The sequence below is a fragment of the Pseudomonas sp. B6(2017) genome, assembly GCF_002112765.1.
GTDB lineage: Bacteria > Pseudomonadota > Gammaproteobacteria > Pseudomonadales > Pseudomonadaceae > Aquipseudomonas > Aquipseudomonas piscis.
Window position 1 is genome coordinate 142,156 of sequence record NZ_NEIQ01000013.1, and the last position, 16,764, is coordinate 158,919.

General features: G+C 65.3%; 15 protein-coding genes. 9 read left to right on the forward strand and 6 right to left on the reverse strand.

Translation table 11 applies throughout. The features are described 5' to 3' along the window. Nucleotides 1-3 precede the first annotated feature (3 nt). The 5 genes from CAG11_RS22190 to CAG11_RS22210 all read right to left on the reverse strand — a co-directional run bounded on the left by CAG11_RS22190 (nt 4) and on the right by CAG11_RS22210 (nt 8,456). Nucleotides 4-849 carry a DUF4434 family protein gene (locus tag CAG11_RS22190; RefSeq protein WP_085597956.1) on the reverse strand — a complete coding sequence of 282 codons (846 nt, stop codon included), beginning with the start codon at nt 847-849 and terminating at the stop codon, nt 4-6. Then, nucleotides 849-4,007: a hypothetical protein gene (locus CAG11_RS22195; protein WP_085597957.1), complete on the reverse strand. Its 3,159-nt coding sequence runs from the start codon at nt 4,005-4,007 to the stop codon at nt 849-851. Before CAG11_RS22195 ends, CAG11_RS22190 begins: the two co-directional genes overlap by 1 nt. Continuing rightward, on the reverse strand, nt 4,004-6,181 hold the full coding sequence (gene nrfB / locus CAG11_RS22200) for a cyclic di-3',5'-guanylate-activated glycosyltransferase NrfB (protein WP_085597958.1): 2,178 nt from the start codon (nt 6,179-6,181) through the stop codon (nt 4,004-4,006). The genes CAG11_RS22195 and nrfB overlap by 4 nt, the downstream gene beginning before the upstream one ends. After that, the gene (wecB, locus tag CAG11_RS22205; RefSeq protein WP_085597959.1) at nt 6,178-7,329 is read right to left on the reverse strand and encodes a non-hydrolyzing UDP-N-acetylglucosamine 2-epimerase; all 1,152 of its coding nucleotides are present in this window, start codon (nt 7,327-7,329) and stop codon (nt 6,178-6,180) included. The genes nrfB and wecB overlap by 4 nt, the downstream gene beginning before the upstream one ends. A gap of 578 nt (nt 7,330-7,907) precedes the next feature. Then, nucleotides 7,908-8,456, reverse strand: a complete 549-nt coding sequence (locus CAG11_RS22210; protein ID WP_085597960.1) for an adenylate kinase — start codon at nt 8,454-8,456, stop codon at nt 7,908-7,910. A 177-nt stretch (nt 8,457-8,633) separates the two neighbouring features. On the opposite strand from CAG11_RS22210, the gene CAG11_RS22215 reads away from it, so the two are divergent. From CAG11_RS22215 to CAG11_RS22225, 3 genes are all read left to right on the forward strand, one after another. Next, nucleotides 8,634-9,026 (forward strand): hypothetical protein, encoded by a 393-nt coding sequence (locus CAG11_RS22215; RefSeq protein ID WP_085597961.1) that lies wholly within the window; start codon nt 8,634-8,636, stop codon nt 9,024-9,026. Nucleotides 9,027-9,147: 121 nt separating this feature from the next. Next, nucleotides 9,148-9,981, forward strand: coding sequence for a hypothetical protein (locus CAG11_RS22220; protein ID WP_143494725.1), 834 nt, complete (start codon nt 9,148-9,150; stop codon nt 9,979-9,981). 69 nt (nt 9,982-10,050) lie between these two features. After that, the gene (locus CAG11_RS22225; RefSeq protein ID WP_022639355.1) at nt 10,051-10,446 is read left to right on the forward strand and encodes a hypothetical protein; all 396 of its coding nucleotides are present in this window, start codon (nt 10,051-10,053) and stop codon (nt 10,444-10,446) included. Here the strand turns inward: CAG11_RS22225 and CAG11_RS22230 are convergent. Further along, complete coding sequence (locus CAG11_RS22230) at nt 10,443-11,015, reverse strand: type 1 glutamine amidotransferase family protein (protein ID WP_022639354.1); 573 nt, start codon at nt 11,013-11,015, stop codon at nt 10,443-10,445. The genes CAG11_RS22225 and CAG11_RS22230 overlap by 4 nt on opposite strands. A gap of 103 nt (nt 11,016-11,118) precedes the next feature. Here CAG11_RS22230 and CAG11_RS33660 point away from each other — a divergent pair, with 103 nt between their 5' ends. The 6 genes from CAG11_RS33660 (at nt 11,119) to CAG11_RS22255 (ending at nt 16,709) form a co-directional block, all read left to right on the forward strand. Then, on the forward strand, nt 11,119-11,295 hold the full coding sequence (locus CAG11_RS33660; protein ID WP_158091438.1) for a hypothetical protein: 177 nt from the start codon (nt 11,119-11,121) through the stop codon (nt 11,293-11,295). Nucleotides 11,296-11,480: 185 nt separating this feature from the next. After that, nucleotides 11,481-12,914: an RtcB family protein gene (locus CAG11_RS22235; protein WP_085597963.1), complete on the forward strand. Its 1,434-nt coding sequence runs from the start codon at nt 11,481-11,483 to the stop codon at nt 12,912-12,914. Nucleotides 12,915-13,101: 187 nt separating this feature from the next. Further along, on the forward strand, nt 13,102-13,647 hold the full coding sequence (locus tag CAG11_RS22240) for a hypothetical protein (protein ID WP_085597964.1): 546 nt from the start codon (nt 13,102-13,104) through the stop codon (nt 13,645-13,647). A gap of 582 nt (nt 13,648-14,229) precedes the next feature. Further along, on the forward strand, nt 14,230-14,616 hold the full coding sequence (locus tag CAG11_RS22245) for a RidA family protein (protein WP_085597965.1): 387 nt from the start codon (nt 14,230-14,232) through the stop codon (nt 14,614-14,616). 63 nt (nt 14,617-14,679) lie between these two features. Then, complete coding sequence (locus CAG11_RS22250; RefSeq protein WP_022639350.1) at nt 14,680-15,444, forward strand: IclR family transcriptional regulator; 765 nt, start codon at nt 14,680-14,682, stop codon at nt 15,442-15,444. Nucleotides 15,445-15,491: 47 nt separating this feature from the next. Further along, entirely contained in the window at nt 15,492-16,709 is a 1,218-nt protein-coding gene (locus CAG11_RS22255) for an amino acid deaminase (protein WP_085597966.1), read from the forward strand. Nucleotides 16,710-16,764 lie beyond the last annotated feature (55 nt).

Here is a 16,764-nt window from a genome sequence, read left to right on the forward strand (position 1 = left end):
GAGCTAAGGAGTGCGCAAGGCCTGGCCCCAGGGGCGGTAGCGCAGGGAGAACACCGCGCTGGCATGGCAGCCGGCCGGTCGCGCATCGGGAGTCGCAGGTTCCGCGCGAAACGGCTGGCCTTCGCCGCTGGTCTGGCGGAAGGCCTCGCGGACGATGCCGACCCCACAGGGCAGGGCGCCGGCATAGCTGTCGCGCACCATGGGGGCCAGGCGTGCTGTGCCGGCGCCATCTTGCCACCAGACCTGCAGGCCGGCGCTGGCCAGTTCGCCGAGCCAGGCGCCATTCACCTGCGGTGTCAGGTGTCCGGCGCTGAAGGCGCTCAGGTGCAGTGGCGCGTCGAGCTGGCGGGCGAAGTCCTTGAGCTGGCGTTGCAGGGTGATCCGCCGCTGGGCATCGAGAAAATGCAGGTCATCCAGTTCCATGGGCAGGTACCAGCCGCTGACGGGCAGTTGCCAGTCCTCGCGCAGCTTGCGCTGGCGCGCCAGGGAAGTGCCCAGTTGGGCCTGCCAGTAGGTTTCCAGGCCGGCGCTGTCCAGTTGCTGGATGCGCTGGTAGTAGGCCGGATCCATGTACAGCCCCAGCACCAGTTGCAGGCCCTGCTCGCGGGCCTGGCGCAGGCTGTCGGCGAGCCAGCCATGGGCGTCGCCGAAGTGCGAGTCGCCGTAGGCGGTCCATTGCACGATCAGGGTCTTTACGCCGTTGTGGACGCTGTCCTGCCAGATCTTGCGCCATTGTTCGCGGCCCAGGGCCGCATCGCTGTTCAAGGGCTGGTAGAACAGCCGTTCCTCGGCCTGGGCGTGCAGGCCCAGGCCCAGCCACAGCAGGGTGATGTACATCAGTCGTTTCATCAGAAATTCAGCTCCACGCCCACCAGAATGCCATTGCCGCCTTCATACAGATTGCCGCCGAGGGATTGCTGGTACTCGGTGCGCACGGTCAGGCGCGAGCGGTAGGCGTTGTATTGGTCGTCGTCGAACCAGTATTGCCAGCGCAGGCCGAGCCCGGTGCGCAGGTCCTGGCGCCAGTCGTTGCTCGGATCCTGGGCGGCGAACTCGAGAAAACCGTAGGGCATGATGGTCTGCGGGCTGCCCACCGGCAGCTTCCAGGCATGGCCCTGCTGGTAGCGCGACAGCCATTGGTGGTCGCCGGCCTTGGTCCACCAGGCCGCATCCAGGTAGAGGAAACGTTCGTCCCAGTCGCTTTCGTCGATGCGCCAGTCGTTGCGGTAGCGGCCCTGGTCGAGGACCGAGGCGGTGGCCCGCAGCAGGTAGTCGGTACTGGTGTGGCCACGCTTGCGATGGTCGTTGAGCTGGTCCAGCAGCCGCCCGGGGTCGAGCATCTGGCCCAGGCTCAGGCCATGGTTGTCGCGGTCGTCGAACTGGCTCTGCTTGTAGATCTCGCCATAGAAGTTGACGTTGGCGTTGCCCCAGGGCTTGTAGCGCAAGCCGACCCCGGCCGCGGCCGACTCGCCATAGGACGAGCGCCCCTGGCCACCCAGCAAGGTGCGGCCGTAGACCGACAGGCTGCTGCCGTTGCGGCTCGGTTCCTCGCCCAGGGCATGGTCCCACAGGGCCATCTGCACGTTCTGCGACTGAGGGTGGCGCCGGCTGCCCTTGACGCTGTTGTCCGGCAGCAGATTGTTGTTGGTCGATACCCCGCCTGGCGACCAGGTGCTGGCGATGGTCACGCTATCGCGCCGGGACAGGGCCTCGTGGGCGCGGCGCTGGCGATAGCGGCGCGCTTCCAGGCTGCCGTTCTCGTCGTCGCCGGCCACCGGGTTCTGCTCCAGGTCGATCACCCGGCGCAGCTCCTTACGGGCGGCGGCGCTGTCTTCGGCTTCGGCGTAACGCCAGGCCAGGGTTTCGCCCAGGCGATAATCCTCGGGGAAATCACCGGTGGCCCGTTGCAGGTGGGGAATGGCCAGGCGCCGTTGCTCCGGGGTGTCGGTGGCGGCCAGGCGCATGCCGTAGTCGGCAGCAAAGCGCGGGTTGTCCGGTTGCCGGCGCACGGCCTCGGCCAGCCACTGGGTGCTTTGTTCCGGCTCGCCGGCCTTTTGCGCGGTGACCGAGGCCGCGTAGTAGTGCCCGGCGTCGGGTGACTGGGCCAGTGCCTGGCGCTGGCGTTGCAGGGCTGTCGGGTAGTCGCCGCGTTGCTCGGCGATCGCCGCGCCCAGCGCCCATTCATTGGCACCACGGCTGCTGCTTTGCTGCCAGTAGCGTTCGGCGCTGTGGTTGTCGCCGACGTTTAACGCGCTGCGGCTGGCGGTGAGCCGGGCGTTATCGCTCAATTGCGCATCCGGGATGCTGCGCCAGGCGGCCAGGGCCGCGGCGGAGTCGCCAGCGGCCTCCAGGGCATAGGCCAGGGGCAGGCGGCTGCCACGATCGCCCAGGCGTTCGGCGGCCTGGTACCAGGCCACGGCGGCGCCGGGTTGCCCGGGCATGGCGCAGCGCCCCAGTGCGCGGTACTCGCCCGCATTCCGGGGTTGCTGGCCAATGCTCTGCCGTACCACATCGCAGCGCCCGTTTTCGGCCAGTTGGGCCAATAGCTGGCTGCGGGTGGCGGGGTCGGCCCGCTTGATCAGCCCTGTCATGCGCTGCAATTGCAGCGGGTTCAACTGCGGCGTGGCGGCATAGAGCCCGGCCAGGCGCTGCAGCAGCGGGGCGGGCAGGGCGCCCGCGTGGCGGTCGTACGCTTGCTCCAGCAGGGCCTGGGCATGGGGCTGGCGTCCAGCGGCCAGGGCCAGGTAGGTGGCCTGGTCCAGGGCCGTGAGGTTGCCGCCCTGGCGGTACTGGCGCTCCCACAACTCGGCGGCCTCGCGGTTGCGGCCCTGGGCCTGGAGCAGTTCGGCGCGCTTTTTCAGCACCGGCAGCGTCTGCGGTTGCTGGCCCAGCCATTGCAACGCCCGGGCGCCCTGGCCCTGTTCCTGCCAGACCTCGATCAGCCGCTCGCGCCGGGCCGTATCCCAGGGTTCGGGCAGGCTCTGGTTTTGCAGCAGGTCGCTGGCCTGCAGGCGCTGGGCCAGCACCAGCCAGGCTTGGGGATCATCCTGGGGCGAGCACTGGCGCAGCTGCTTGAGGGCCGCGTCCGGGTCGTGCCGCGAGAGCCATTCGACGGTCTCCAGGCAGGGGCGGCGCAGTTCGTCGCTGAGGCGGCGCACGGTGTCGCTGTCGTTCTCCTCGCGGGCCAGTTCCCAGTGCTGCAGGCGGATCGCCGGGTCGGCCTGCTCGGCCGGCGACAGGCGCAGGATCCAGCGTTGGGCCTGGTTGTTGCGGCCCAGGGCGATGGCCCGCTGGATCATCGCCCGGTGCACCTGATGCGCCGCTTGGGGGCTGGGCGCCTGTTCGAGCAGTTGTTCCAGCTTGGCTTCGTCCAGATGCTGCATGTAGGCGTTGGCCAGACGTTGCCAGCCTTCGGCGTCCAGTTGCCTGCTGGCGGCGAGCGGTTCGAGCTGGGCGATGGTGTCGCCGGTGTTGCTCAACTGCTCGGACCAGTTGGCCCGGGCCTGACGCAGTTCGGTGTCGTCGCCCTTGGCCGGCAACTGCGCCAGCCAGTCGTAGGCGCGCCGGGGACCGCCGGAGGTGGCCAGGCTCAGGCTATAGGCCTGCCACAACTGGGTGCGCTGGGCCGGGGGAGCGCTGTCGAGCCAGCGCTGCACTTGCTCCGGGGCGGGCGGGTCCTGGTCGATCCAGGTCAGGTGCAGGTCCAGTAGCGCCTCGCTGTCCTGGGGGGCGTTGGCCATGGCTTGCACCGCATCCTTGTAGCGCCGCTGCTTGGCCAGGGACTGGGCCAACAGGCCCTGGGCTTCCTGGTTCCTGGGCACGCGCTGCAGCAGGTGCCGGGTCAGGCGCTCGACTTCCTTCCAGTTGCCCTTCTGTGCTTCGCGGTAGCCACGGTCGAGGTAGGGATAGCTGCGAAAACGCTCGAACTCGGTCAGTTCCTGGGCCAGGACCGTGCCGGACAGGCCCAGCAGCAGGCTGCCCAGCAGCCATGGAGTGTGCTTGTTCATGGGGTCACCTGTGCCACGATGCTGTAGGCCGCCTGTTGTTCCTCGGCCTGGTCGGCCAGAGCCTGTTGCAGCACCTCGGCGGTGATCATGCCGCGTTCGACCAGGTGCTCGCCCAGGGAGCCGCGGTCGGCGTCGTAGTCGATCATGGCCTGGTTGAACAGGCTCGCCGGGACCAGGCCGTGTGCCTGCAGCAGGCGGCCGATCTGCACCTGGTGATGGCTGACCCGTTCGAGCAGCGCCTCGTCATCCTGGTGCCGTTCCAGGGTGGCGAGCATGTGCCGGGTTTCCTCGCCCTGGTGCTTGCCCGGGTACCAGTGGCGGATACCCAGGGTCACTCGGCCCTGGGGCGCCAGGCGGCATTTGACCGGGCGCTTGAGCTGGCGGCTGATGGCCCCCAGCGAGACTTGGCTGACCGGATCCTCGGAGGCCAGGACCAGCGTGCCATCCTCGTCCATGACCGGCAGCACGCCGTACTGCACGGCGATGCGCCGGGGCACGCTGGCGATCAGTTGGGGATCGAGCTTGAACGGGTTGAGCGGTGCCCACTCCAGCTCGAACTGCGCGGCCAGCTCCTGTACCAGCTGGATGCTGTCGATGTAGCCGCGCACCAGCAGTTCGCGCCCCAGCCGCCGGTGCAGCGGGCTGGTGAGGACGGCTTCGAGCTGTGCTTCGCTGAGCAGGCCCTTTTCCACCAGGCGATGGCCCAGGGGTGTGCGCTGGGCCTTGGTCAGGGCCGGGAATTCATGGGTGGTCTTGTCCCAGGCGACCCGTCGCGAGTCGCCCATCTGCAAGACCTGGCGCAGTGCCCGCAGGTTGGCGAAGAAATTGACGAAGTTGCTCCACATCATGCGTGGAGCCGAGAGCAGGCCCTGGCCCAGGCCATAGAAACGGGTAACGAACCAGGCCCGCTGGAACAGGCGGTTGGCCAGCATCAGGCCGTTGAGCCAGAGCAGCGCCGCCAGTAGCGGGCTGTCGGTGAGGATCGACTGGAAGTGCCAGGCGTCCGGGGACAGCACGGTGATCAGCCACATGCCCAGCAGGACCAGGAGCAGCAGGTTCACCAGGAAACTCAGCAGGTAGGCAATCAGCCCGCGGCGATCGCGCCAGAGGAAGTAGTTGAGCAGGTTCTTGCGGCTCCAGCCCAGGTTGGTGGTGCCCTGGAACACGATGCCGACGATCCAGCGCGACTTCTGCCGAACGGCGTGCTGCCAGTCCCGGGGGAAATGCTCGCGCACGCAGATCACCTGGGCGAACTGGCGGTTCATCCCCGGGGCCCACTCATAATCCAGGGCCAGCTTCGGATCATTCACCGAGTAGCGGGCGAAGATGCACTTCATGCCTTTTTGCTTCAGGCGAAAGCCGATGTCGTAGTCCTCGGTCAGGCTCTGCACGTCGAAGGCGATGCCGTCGCCGTCTTCCAGCAGGGCGCTGATGGCCCGGCGGCTGAAGCAGGTGCCGACCCCGGCGCTGGGCACCTGGCCGGTCAGGGCCTCGCGCACGATCACGTCCTTGCCGTGGTTCTCGGCGAACTCGTCGACGTAGTGGCCGGCGGTGAAGCCCTGCCATTGCGGCGCGTAGGGATAGACCGGGATCTGGATCAGGTCCTTGTTGGGTAGCAGGTAGTTGTACAGGCGCAACTCCATCGGCGAGATCACGTCTTCGGCGTCATGCAGGATGAACCCGGCGAACTCGATCTTCGCTTCGCTCTCGAAGCGCAGGATGGCGTCGATGATGTTGTTCAGGCAGTCGGCCTTGCTGGTGGGGCCGGGGCGCGCGCAGACCACCTTGTGCACATTGGGGTAGTGCTGGCACACCGCGTCGACGTCGGCCTGGGTCTCGGCGTCGTTGGGGTAGGTGCCGACGAAGATCTGGTAGTTCTGGTAGTCGATGGTGGAGGCGGCCAGGCGCGCCATCTCGCCCACCACGCCGACCTCGTTCCAGGCCGGGACCATGATCGCCAGGGGTTTTTCCGCTGCCTCGAACAGCCGTTGCTCGTCTGCCGGCTGGAACTTCTCGTAGATGCGCCAGCGCCGGATCAGCTTGCGGGTCCAGTACACCAGGTCGATGAACAGGTCATCCAGGCCCAGCAGGAACATCAGCAGGGCCAGGGTGATGGCCAGGTACTTCAGGCCATAGAGGATGTAGATGAAAAAATCGATCAGCTCCAGGTTCATGCAGGGCCACCCGCGGCTTGAGCCTCCAGCCAGGCGCTCAAGCGGCGGGCGATGTGTTCGCTGGCGTGGCCATCGCCATAGGGGCTGTGGACCCGGCTCATGCGTGCGTACACCTGTTGATCGTCCAGCAGTTCGCTGGCGTGGCGCACGATGCGCTCACGGTCGGTGCCCACCAAAAGCACGGTGCCGCCTTCGAGCACCGCGGGGCGTTCGGTGACCTCGCGCAGCACCAGCAACGGCTTGCCGATGGCCGGGGCCTCCTCCTGGATACCGCCGGAGTCGCTGAGAATGAAGTACGAACGTCCCATCAGCCAGACAAAATGCTGATAGTCCTGGGGCGGGATCAGGTAGATGTTGGGCTTGTCCGACAGCAGGCCGTATACGGCGTTCTGCACCTGGGGATTGAGATGGACCGGGTACACGAACTGGATGTCCGGGTAGCGCTGTCCCAATTCGGCCAAAGCTTCGCAGATCTGCTGGAACCCATCGCCGAAGTTTTCCCGGCGGTGGCCGGTGATCAATACCATGCGCCGGCTGTCATCGAGGATCGCCAGCGGTGAATGGGCGCCCGGTCGCCAGTGCAGTTCTTCCTGGTGGCTGCGCATCCACAGCAGGGCGTCGATCACGGTGTTGCCGGTGATCTCGATGTTGGCTTCCGGCACGCCTTCGCGCAGCAGGTTGGCCTCGCACTTGGCAGTGGGGGCGAAATGCAGGTCGGCGATCACCCCGGTCAGGCGGCGGTTGGCCTCTTCGGGCCAGGGGGCCCTGAGGTTGCCGGTACGCAGGCCGGCCTCGACGTGGCCGATGGGGAGCTGGCGGTTGAACGCGGCCAGGGCGGCGATGAAACTGGTGGTGGTGTCGCCATGCACCAGCACCATGTCCGGGCGCAGGCGTTGATAAGTGGCGTCGAGGTTGATCAGCAATTGCTGCGAGAGGCCATTCAGGGACTGGCCCTGGGTCATGACCTGCAGGTCTTCGTCGACTTCCAGCTCGAACGAATCGAGCACCTGCTTGAGCATCTCCCGGTGCTGTCCGGTGGAGCAGATGTGCAGTTCGATTCCTGGCCATTGACGCAGGACTCGCGCCAGGGGCGCCATCTTGATTGCCTCTGGGCGTGTTCCGAAAACCATCATGACTTTGAAAGGCATTGACCCCTCCTGGGTAGTAATGCAACCGGGCCTGACCCTGAATGAAAGCAGTGGGAACCACTCTTGTCCAACCAGGGGGCGCAACCCTGGGGAGCGCTCAAGGGCGAGGTTGCAGAAGAAAAGAGGGTGTCTGGCAGTGGGGCGAAATCGAAGTTCCGCCGGCCTGGGATAAATCGTTCGGAAAATGCAAAAGGATGTGTCGGCAAGTCCCCGATTCCAGGGCTGAGAGTCAATCTTTCATTACATTTTCGTCATAAAAATGACGCTGATTGCCATTTATCGGGATGACTGAAAACGGCGATGGGTTGCGTGTCAATATGACGGCGCTCGCTGCTAGAATGCGCGCTATTGGTCGTTCGTCGAGCGGCTGCAAGTCAAGAGTCTGTTGCGTGGGGTGGTTCCGTGGGTCGTGCGTTGGCGGTGTATGTAATGGGAATGGCGTTGGTCTTGACGTGCTTCGCTTGGGCGGCGTCTTCCCTGTTCCATTGAGACGCCCTTGTGGCGCATCCAATTCTGGCGCTCGCCGATCGGTGGGCGCTTCAGTCATCCAGGGCCGATGCCCTGGTCCGTGACGGCAATCAGCAAGTGCTCCTGGCCATGATCGCCAGGGCTTGCTCCAGCATCTGTGGTACCGATACCGAACCGTCGATATGCCCCTGGGGCCGCTCGAGCCGTGCCAGCCAGGCCTGGTGTCGTGGGCGGTTGCGCCCTTCCCGGGTGCCGTTGTCGTAGGCTGCCGCCCATTCGAGGAAGGCCAGGTGCCGGGTATGCATGTCGCCGCCGGGCAAGATACGCGGGCCGAAGCGTTGGCGTTCCCGGGCACGGATGCGTTCCAGGCGCAGCGGCGTCGGCGTGTCGATGTACAGCACCCAGTCCGCCTGGGCGATGAGGGTATCGCCCCAGCCATCCATGGACCCGGACATCACCCAGGGCTCGCGCCCCAGCGCGCGGCTCAGGTTCTGCACACGTCGCTCCGGGGGCCAGGCTTGCACGAAAGGCGGGTCGCTGGGTTGCCAGTAGTGATCGTCGACATCGACATGGGGCAAGCCCAAGTGCCGGGCCAGGGCAGCACCCAGGGTGCTGACGCCGGCTCCCGAGGCGCCGATCAGGTAAATGCGTTGATTCAAGGGCTGCTCCTCCAGAGCCAGGCAAGGGGCGACAGCATGCCATCGCGCAGGCCGTTGGGCCGCTATTTGTGTCCAGGGAACGGAAAATGTTCATCTTCGCCTGCTAGAACGGGGCTTTTACTCAGCCAGGCCGCAGGCTCCGTTGGAGCGTCCGGCCGCCAGGGAGGCTCCTGTCATATGCGCGTCTTACTGTTTTTAGCTCCATTGCTGCTGTGCGCCGGTATTGCCCATGGGGAGGATGCGGCCTCTGTATTGGGGCATGGCTTCGGTTCCTTGAGCTGCATCGACCTGCAAGACCCGGACAGCAAGGCCACCTGCGGTGCTCGTGCATTGTCCAATGGCAAGGGCTGCCAGGGCTTGTCCAGCCAGGGCATGCGCGATAAGTGCCTGGATGAGGCGCTGTATCCTGCGAGCAGCTCGAATCGTAACCGGGTGACCAGGATCAAGCCTGCGGTGTCGGCGCGACGGGCATCCGAGCAGCAGGGCGCAGCGCTTCCCGCACCGCCGCTGTCGGACGCCGAGGCCCGGCACCTGGAGCAGGTGCTGGGGGTCAAGGGCAGCCGTCCCTGAGGCGGAGTCGCCGGGGCGCAACAAGCTTTTGTGTGTCTTCGCGCCAGCCTATATGCTCCCGGCCCCTGGATGATTCGACCTGCTGCGGGCCTGGGGCCTGGGCAGGCCCATGGAGCGAACCGTGCACTACCGATCTTTTGAATGCCTGCCGCGGCTTGTCGCAGGGGGCTTGCTGCTGGCTGGCCTGCTGTTCGGCGCCGGTTGCCAAGGTACCTCGGCGCCCACTCCCGAGCAGCAGGCCGCTAAACAGATGGCCGGCTTTGTTTCGGGCTTCGAGCGGGTGTTGAACCAGGGCGTGAACCGCTACAACGTCGATGACTGGGTCGGCGGCCTGGCCCTGCATGCGGTGATCGATCGTCGCAACGCGGTAGTCGGTTGTTCCGCCGAGGCATTGCCCGACTATCCCCTGCAGCGTTTTCCGGACAACCGCAGGCTTGCACCGTTGCTGGAGAGCATCTGCTGGAACATGGTATTTCCCAGGGCCGGGGCGCAGCTGTTCGCCAGTGTTCCCGGGGACAATCTGCAAGTAGTGCTGCCGGTGGTCTTCCCGCAGCCCAAGTCGCGGCCGATGGAGGAGCAGAAGATTCGTGCAACGGTCCGCGGGTACGCGCTGCAAGAGCAGTACCTCTGGCATCGGCTGTTCGCCCAGGAGTCCCTGGATAGCATCGGTACCGCCCGTATTCGCGCCCGAGCCAATGAGCAGGGGCAAGTGGTCGATTGCCAGGTCGAGCTGGTGGCCATTGATGGGCGAGAGGAAGATTTCAGGCAGGACCCTGGCCTGCGACAACGCCTGGAGGCGCGCTGCATGACCCTGGACCCGCAGCGAATGTCGGTTTTCCTGGTATTGCGGCCCACGCAGGAGCAGTTTCGGGTGGAGTTGGAATACTCCCCATGGAAGGTTGACTCGTATCGACCAGGCCAGGGGCAAGACTCCGGAGCGGCGCCGCTGCCGTAACCGCCCGGGAGGGTAGCGCAGCAGCGATGCCCTCGATCTTTTGTGCAACCCACATCGAGGTTAACCCCTGTGAGCAAACTGGCCTGCCGCTGCGGACATGTCATCGTCGACCAAACTGACGACCTGCCTTACAAGGCGGCGATCTTGCCCGATGGGCAGGAGCAGGAGTTCTTCACCGGGGCGGCGCAGTTGGCCAACGACCTGCTGGTCGCCGCCAGCGCCGGCAAGGTCGACGAACTGCTGGACCGGGAGTACGCCAAGGGCCCTTGGCGGCCCCAGCCCACCGAGTATTTCGAGGATCGCTTGTCCAGCGTCTACCTGGCCTGCACCTCCACGGCCTACGAGTGCAGCCGCTGCGGGCGGTTGTGGTTGCAAAAGCCCGGCCTCGAGGACTTTGTCTCCTTCGCGCCTGACAGCGGGCACTACGAAGCGGTGCTGGCGGTGGATAACCCGCTGGCCGACTAGCCTTGCCGGCGGTGTTGCGCAGCGTGCAGGGCGATGTAGTCCTGCAGGTTCTGATCGTCGATACCCAAGGTACGCAGGATCTGTTCCATGAAGCTCACCGGGGCGCTGCCCGGCGCGGTGATCACGCGCTGGTCGGCCACGGCGTGGGCTACATCCTGGTAATGCGCGGCGCCGCCGTAGTTCACCGAGAGCAGGTTGGCCGCCGAATTCGAGGTGTGCTGCAGGCGATCGAGAACCCCGGCCTGGGCCAGGACCCTGGTGCCGTCGCAGATTCCTGCGAGCACGATGCCGCGTGCCTGGGCGTCACGCAGCAGGGCACCGATCTCCAGGGGCTGGCCGCTCTGCCAGAAGGTTGCGCCGCAGATCATCAAGAGGTCGAGTTGCTCCAGGTCGATGTCCTCCAGTGCCAGGTCGGGCGTCACTCGCAAGCCGCCCATGGATGTGACGAGCGTGCCGCCGGGGCTGGCGTAGCGGCAGTCGAAACCGTAGTAGGCTCGGGCAGTGGCGTTGATCAGGGAGGTTTCCCAGTCGGCGAAGTCTTCGGTAAGCAGGGTGATGGCGCGGGGCATGGGCAATCCTTGCGATAGGCAATGGAGACAGGGGGCATCGGTTTAGCTTGCTACATATTACATCGTGGCCGCGGTGCCCTGCCGGTCCTGCTGTCTCGTTTTCATGACGCTTGAAGAGGCGATCTTCAAGGGAGTCTCCAGTGCGGCCGATGTAGGCGCGGCCTGGCAGAAAGAGGTCAGCGACGAGGTCGAGCTTGTTCGATGGAGGAGCACCAAGGTGCCCCACGACGTGATCGACGACTGCGCCGATTGGCCTCAGAACCATCGGCGCGGGGCCTGAACGCCATCCAGGCCAAACGGTGGCAGGTCGGCCTGGAGGGCGAGCTACAAAAAAGTGGCTGGCGGGTATTTACATGAAGCCTCGGGCTCATCACCATATGCGCCGTCTAAGTTTCGCTGCTGACCAGACAATTCCAGCCACCAAAAGGGTGGTTGTTTTGTTGCGTCCAAGAAAAGCAGTCGAATATGACCCAAGTACCGTTCAAGAGAATTCAGCACAAGCTCGCCCGTTCCGGGGTGGCCATCGAACGCCTGAATTCCAATTCCCTTTCCATCTCCTCGATCAATGACGCCGGGCTCAAGGCGGATCTGCTGCTGCCCGAAGGTTTTGCCATCGAAGAGAAGGCCATCACCCAGCTCATGGATTTCGCCCGCGTCGCCCACCCCCATGGCGGCGAGGTGAAGTGCGCTTGCGCCACGCCGGACTTCCACACCGGCAGCTCGATTCCGGTGGGCAGCGTGATCGTCACCAGCCACGACCTGGTGGTGCCCCAGGCCATCGGCACCGATATCAATTGCGGCATGCGCCTGCACAAGCTGGGCCTGGACTATGAGCAGTTCATGGCGCAGAAGGCCAAGTGGACCGCCCTGGTGCGTGGCGACCTGCTGGAAGGCACGCGCAACATTCCCACCAGCCCGCAAGCCATGAGCGCGTTGTTCGAGGCGGGCCTGGGAGACTTCTGGGCCCAGGTCCGGCAGCAGGCTCCGGTGGGCTTGTTCGCCGGAGCGGATTTCGCCCAGTTGCAGCGTGAGCTGGCCGGCCTGCATGGCTCGTCCTTTGCCCGTGGTCGCGCCGCCTATGGCCCGGAGGCCTTGCAGGACCGGTCGCGGCAGGTTCTTCGTGATCCGGGCCTGGGCTCCCTGGGCGGCGGCAATCACTTCGTCGAGATCCAGGTGGTTACCGAGCTGGTGGATCGCCAGGCCTGTTTTACCCATGGCCTGGCGGTGGGGCAGGTGGTGATGATGATCCACACCGGATCGCGGGATGTCGGGTTCTATGTCGGGCGGCGCTGGATGGACAAGGCCAAGGCCTTGTGGCCGACGGGCCTGAAGCATCCGCAATCGAAGATCTTCGCCCTGTTCGGCGAGATGGCCGACGAGTATCTGCTGGCGATGCACAGCGCTGCGCACTATGCCGATGCCAACCGCGCGCTGATCGCCGAGATGGTGCGCCAGCGCACCCGGCAGGTGTTCGGCGCGGGGATCGAGGCACCGCTGATCGTCGATGTGCCGCACAACATCGTGTTGCGTGAGGAGGTGGGCAACGTGCACCGCAAGGGCGCGACCCCGGCCTATGCCGGGCAGCCGTTGCTGATTCCCGGGAGCATGGGCCACGATTCCTACCTGTTGACCGGCCTGGGCAACGAACGCTGGATGCGTTCGGCCAGCCACGGCGCCGGGCGTTCGATGTCGCGCGGCGACGTGATCGTGCGGGCCAAGCGGGACAAGGCGTTCCTGGGGTTGCAGGGGGTGGAGTGCATCACCACCAAGGAGGAGCGGATGATCGAGGAGGCGCCGGGGGCGTACAAGGAGATCGGGCAGGTGATTCGTTCCCAGGTGGAGGAGCAGACGGTGTCGGTGATTGCGCGGTTTTCGCCGGTGTTGACCTTCAAGGCGTAAGAGCGATGGGCTCTTGGGGCGCGATGGCTTGCGGATTTGCCGTTCAGCTAGGCGGCCGCTACATTGTCGCCCCCTCTGGCCTGTTCGTTCTGAGCGTTGCCCTTGCAGTCATCGGCGGCCGCCAACGCCCGAGACGCGTTAGCCGCCAGGGCGATTGCCTGTTTGCGTTGAAAGTCGGGTATCCAGCATGAGTCAAGATCAGAACCTGAAGCACGAGGCGGGAGCGCCTTTGACAGGTGCCAGCGAGTTCGTCGTCGACAAGCAGCCCCTTGCCGAACTGCTTGCCGTGCTTGCCCAGTGTGGCGAGGTGGTTTCCAGCTTCTTCAAGCCAGATCCTTGCATCAGGGTACTGGGCGAGGGGCGGCGACTGGCCGAGTTTCTGGAGCGTTTCAGCGACTTCGCCGGGTCGACTGCGATCGGGCAGGTCGAGCCTGAGTTCGGACCTTTTTCCCTGCTGAATCGATACGAGTTCGAGGGCTCGTTGCTGGCGGTGGTGCTGCGAGGCGGCTGTCATCACTCGACCCGCGGGTTGGGCCAGGCCAGTGCCCGCAAGTTGGTGGGAGAGGCGCTGGAGGCAGTGTTTCCGGCGCCGTTTTCCGAGCTTGTGGTGTATCGGTTTGACAGCCTCGATTGGTGTGAATTGACCCGGGGGTCGACGATTTCTTCCGCTTATGTGGTGTGTCAGGGGGCTCGGAATCTCTGGTGGGTGTTGTGCGTTTCCGACTTTGATTGATGCCTTCGCAAAAAAAGTAAGCAAAAACGCTTGCCCCTCCACTCGGTGCCTCGCCTAGGCTCGACATACTCTCTCTTGCATTGATCCATGGGCCGCTGCAACGAGCCATCCATGGGCCGCTGCAATGAGCCATCCCTGGCCTAATGCGGCTAACCCGGCGTCCTGCCGGGTCACCCACGGTTCAATGCCTGCGTTCGGCCATCGTGGTCAACGGGGCCTTCAGGATCAAAAGCCAAAGCAAATCTAAACAGAGCGAAAGCCCTGGCATCGCCTTGTGGAGCCGCTGCCCCAGGCTGCGCACGGGTGCGCAGCGGGCGCTGGGATCGTCAATCCGCCGCAGGTCCTTTGGCCCTTGTCGCAGCCTCGCCCGGGCTCGACAGCAGCTACAGGACTGAGAGCGCGCGTTCGATTTTTTCCTCTGTTGCCGCCGTTGGTTTGTATGGCAGACTCCATCAATATTCCGTTACTGCGATTCTAATTCCGTTGTAGCGGAAATATTGTTCGGAGCCCGTCGCTGCTGCGATGGGCTGCGGAGCTCTCAGGCGTGGTCGTGGATGGCCACCTTCAACCAGGAGAAACCCCATGAGCATTACCCGTTACGGCACCGGCAGCACCGCAGGCGGTGGCCAGCCGCGTCCTTTCGCCCGCGCCGTGGAGGCCGATGGCTGGTTGCATGTGTCCGGCCAGGTGCCGGCGCTGGATGGCGAGATCATCCATGGCGGCATTGTTGAGCAGACCCATCAGACCCTGCGCAACCTGGTGGCCATTCTCGAAGAGGCCGGCTACGGCCTGGAGGATGTGGTGCGGGTTGGCGTATGGCTGGAGGACCCGCGGGATTTCTGGAGTTTCAACAAGGTCTTCGGCGAGTACTTCAAACCCGAGCATGCGCCGGCCCGGGCCTGTGTGCAGGCCAGCATGATGGTGGACTGCAAGGTCGAGATCGACTGCGTGGCTTACAAGCAGCGGTAAGCGGCTAGCTGCAAGCGGCAAGTCGAGGCGTGATTGGGAGTGCTTTGGGGGAATGGTTCGAAGATGAGCGAAGACAACATCAAGCGCCGGGCCAGGGGCCTGGACCGGGCGTTCGATATCCTCGATTTCCTCAAGGAGGTCGGCCAGCCGCTGCGCCCCAACGATATCGCCAAGGGCGTGGGCAGCCCCAAGTCCACGGTCTACGAGCTGGTGGAATCCCTGCTGGAGCGGCGCATCCTGGAGCCGGTGGGGCGCGACGGGCATGTGTACCTGGGGCGCCAGCTGTACTTTCTCGGCCAGGCGCACTTGCGGCATTTCGACCTGAGCCGCGAAGCCGACCAGGCCCTGCAGGACATCGTCGCCCAGACCGGCGAAACCGCGCAGATGTGCCTGCTCAATGGGCGCAAGTACACGGTGGCGCTGATGAAGGAGGGCGAGCGGCACTTTCGCATTTCCTCGGACATCGGCGAGAACGCGCCCATTCCCTGGACCGCGTCCGGGCGCTTGCTGCTGGGGCACTTGAGCGATGAGCAGATCGTCGAGTTGATCGACGAGGGCGATTTCATCCTGCCTGGCGGCGAACGCCTGCCGCTGGCGCGCTTCCTTGGGGAAATCCGCCAGGCCAGCGAGGAAGGTTTCTTCTCTTTCGACAGCGTCGCCGACACCTTCACCCATTGTTTTGCCGCGCCGGTGCGCGATGAGCACGGTGTGTGCGTCTGTACCCTGTGCATCGTCGCGCCCCGGGCCGATGCACAGGCCAACTATCGCCACTATCGCCAGGTGCTGCTCGACAGCGCCGATCGCCTGGCCCGGCGAATCAACGACTAACGTGTACCCCGCGGCCGTCGCTGGCCGCTTTGCCAAGGAGTAGCCACATGTCTTCTGTTTCGAATCTGCCGCTGGTGCAAAAGGGCGCGGCCGCCACTGGCGCCAGCTTGCTCAAGGACGTCAGCCTGCCGGCCCTGGTCCTGCATCGTGAGGCCCTGGAACACAACATCCGCTGGATGCAGGCATTCGTCAGCGCCAGCGGCGCCGAGCTGGCCCCCCATGGCAAGACCAGCATGATGCCGGGGCTGTTCCAGCGGCAATTGGACGCCGGCGCCTGGGGCATCACCCTGGCCACTGCCGTGCAGGCGCGGGCCGCCTATGCCCATGGCGTGCGCCGGGTGCTGATGGCCAACCAACTGGTGGGCGCGCCGAACATGGCGCTGGTGGCCGAGTTGCTGGCCGCCGGGGATTTCGACTTCTATTGCATGGTCGATCACCCGGACAACGTCGCCGACCTGGGGGCGTTTTTCGCCCAGCGCGGCGTCACCCTCAAGGTGATGATCGAGTACGGCGTGGTGGGCGGGCGCTGCGGCTGCCGCAGCGAGCAGGAGGTCGTGGAACTGGCTCGGGCGATCAAGGCCCAGCCGGCGCTGGCCCTATGCGGAATCGAAGGCTACGAGGGGGTGATCCATGGCGACCAGGCGGTGGCGGGCATTCGCCGGTTCGCCGACTCCCTGGTGCGCCTGGCAGTGGACCTGCAAGACGACGGCCTGTTCGCCATCGAGCAGCCGATCATCACCGCTTCGGGTTCGGCCTGGTACGACCTGATCGCCGAGTCTTTTAAGACCCATAACGCCAAGGGCCGGTTCCTCAGCGTGCTGCGCCCTGGCAGCTATGTGGCCCATGACCATGGGATCTACAAAGAGGCCCAGTGCTGCGTGCTGGACCGGCGCAGCGACCTGGACGAAGGCCTGCGCCCGGCGATGGAGGTCTGGGCCCATGTGCAGTCGCTGCCGGAGCCGGGCTTCGCGGTGGTGGCCCTGGGCAAGCGCGACGTGGCCTATGACGCCGGCCTGCCGCTGCCGTTGCGGCGCTACCGGGCCGGGGCCGAGGCGGGCGCCGGGGATGACGTCAGTGGCTGCAAGGTCACCGCGGTCATGGACCAGCATGCGTTCCTCGCCGTGGCCCCTGGGGTACAGCTGCGGGTGGGGGACATCCTCTCCTTCGGCACGTCCCACCCATGCCTGACGTTCGACAAGTGGCGCACCGGGTTGTTGGTGGACGAGCAGTTGCGGGTCCTGGAAAACCTCGAGACCTGCTTCTGATTCTGGCACCTGCTGCGCAGGTGATGACGTTCTCCCCGACAACACAAATACTCGC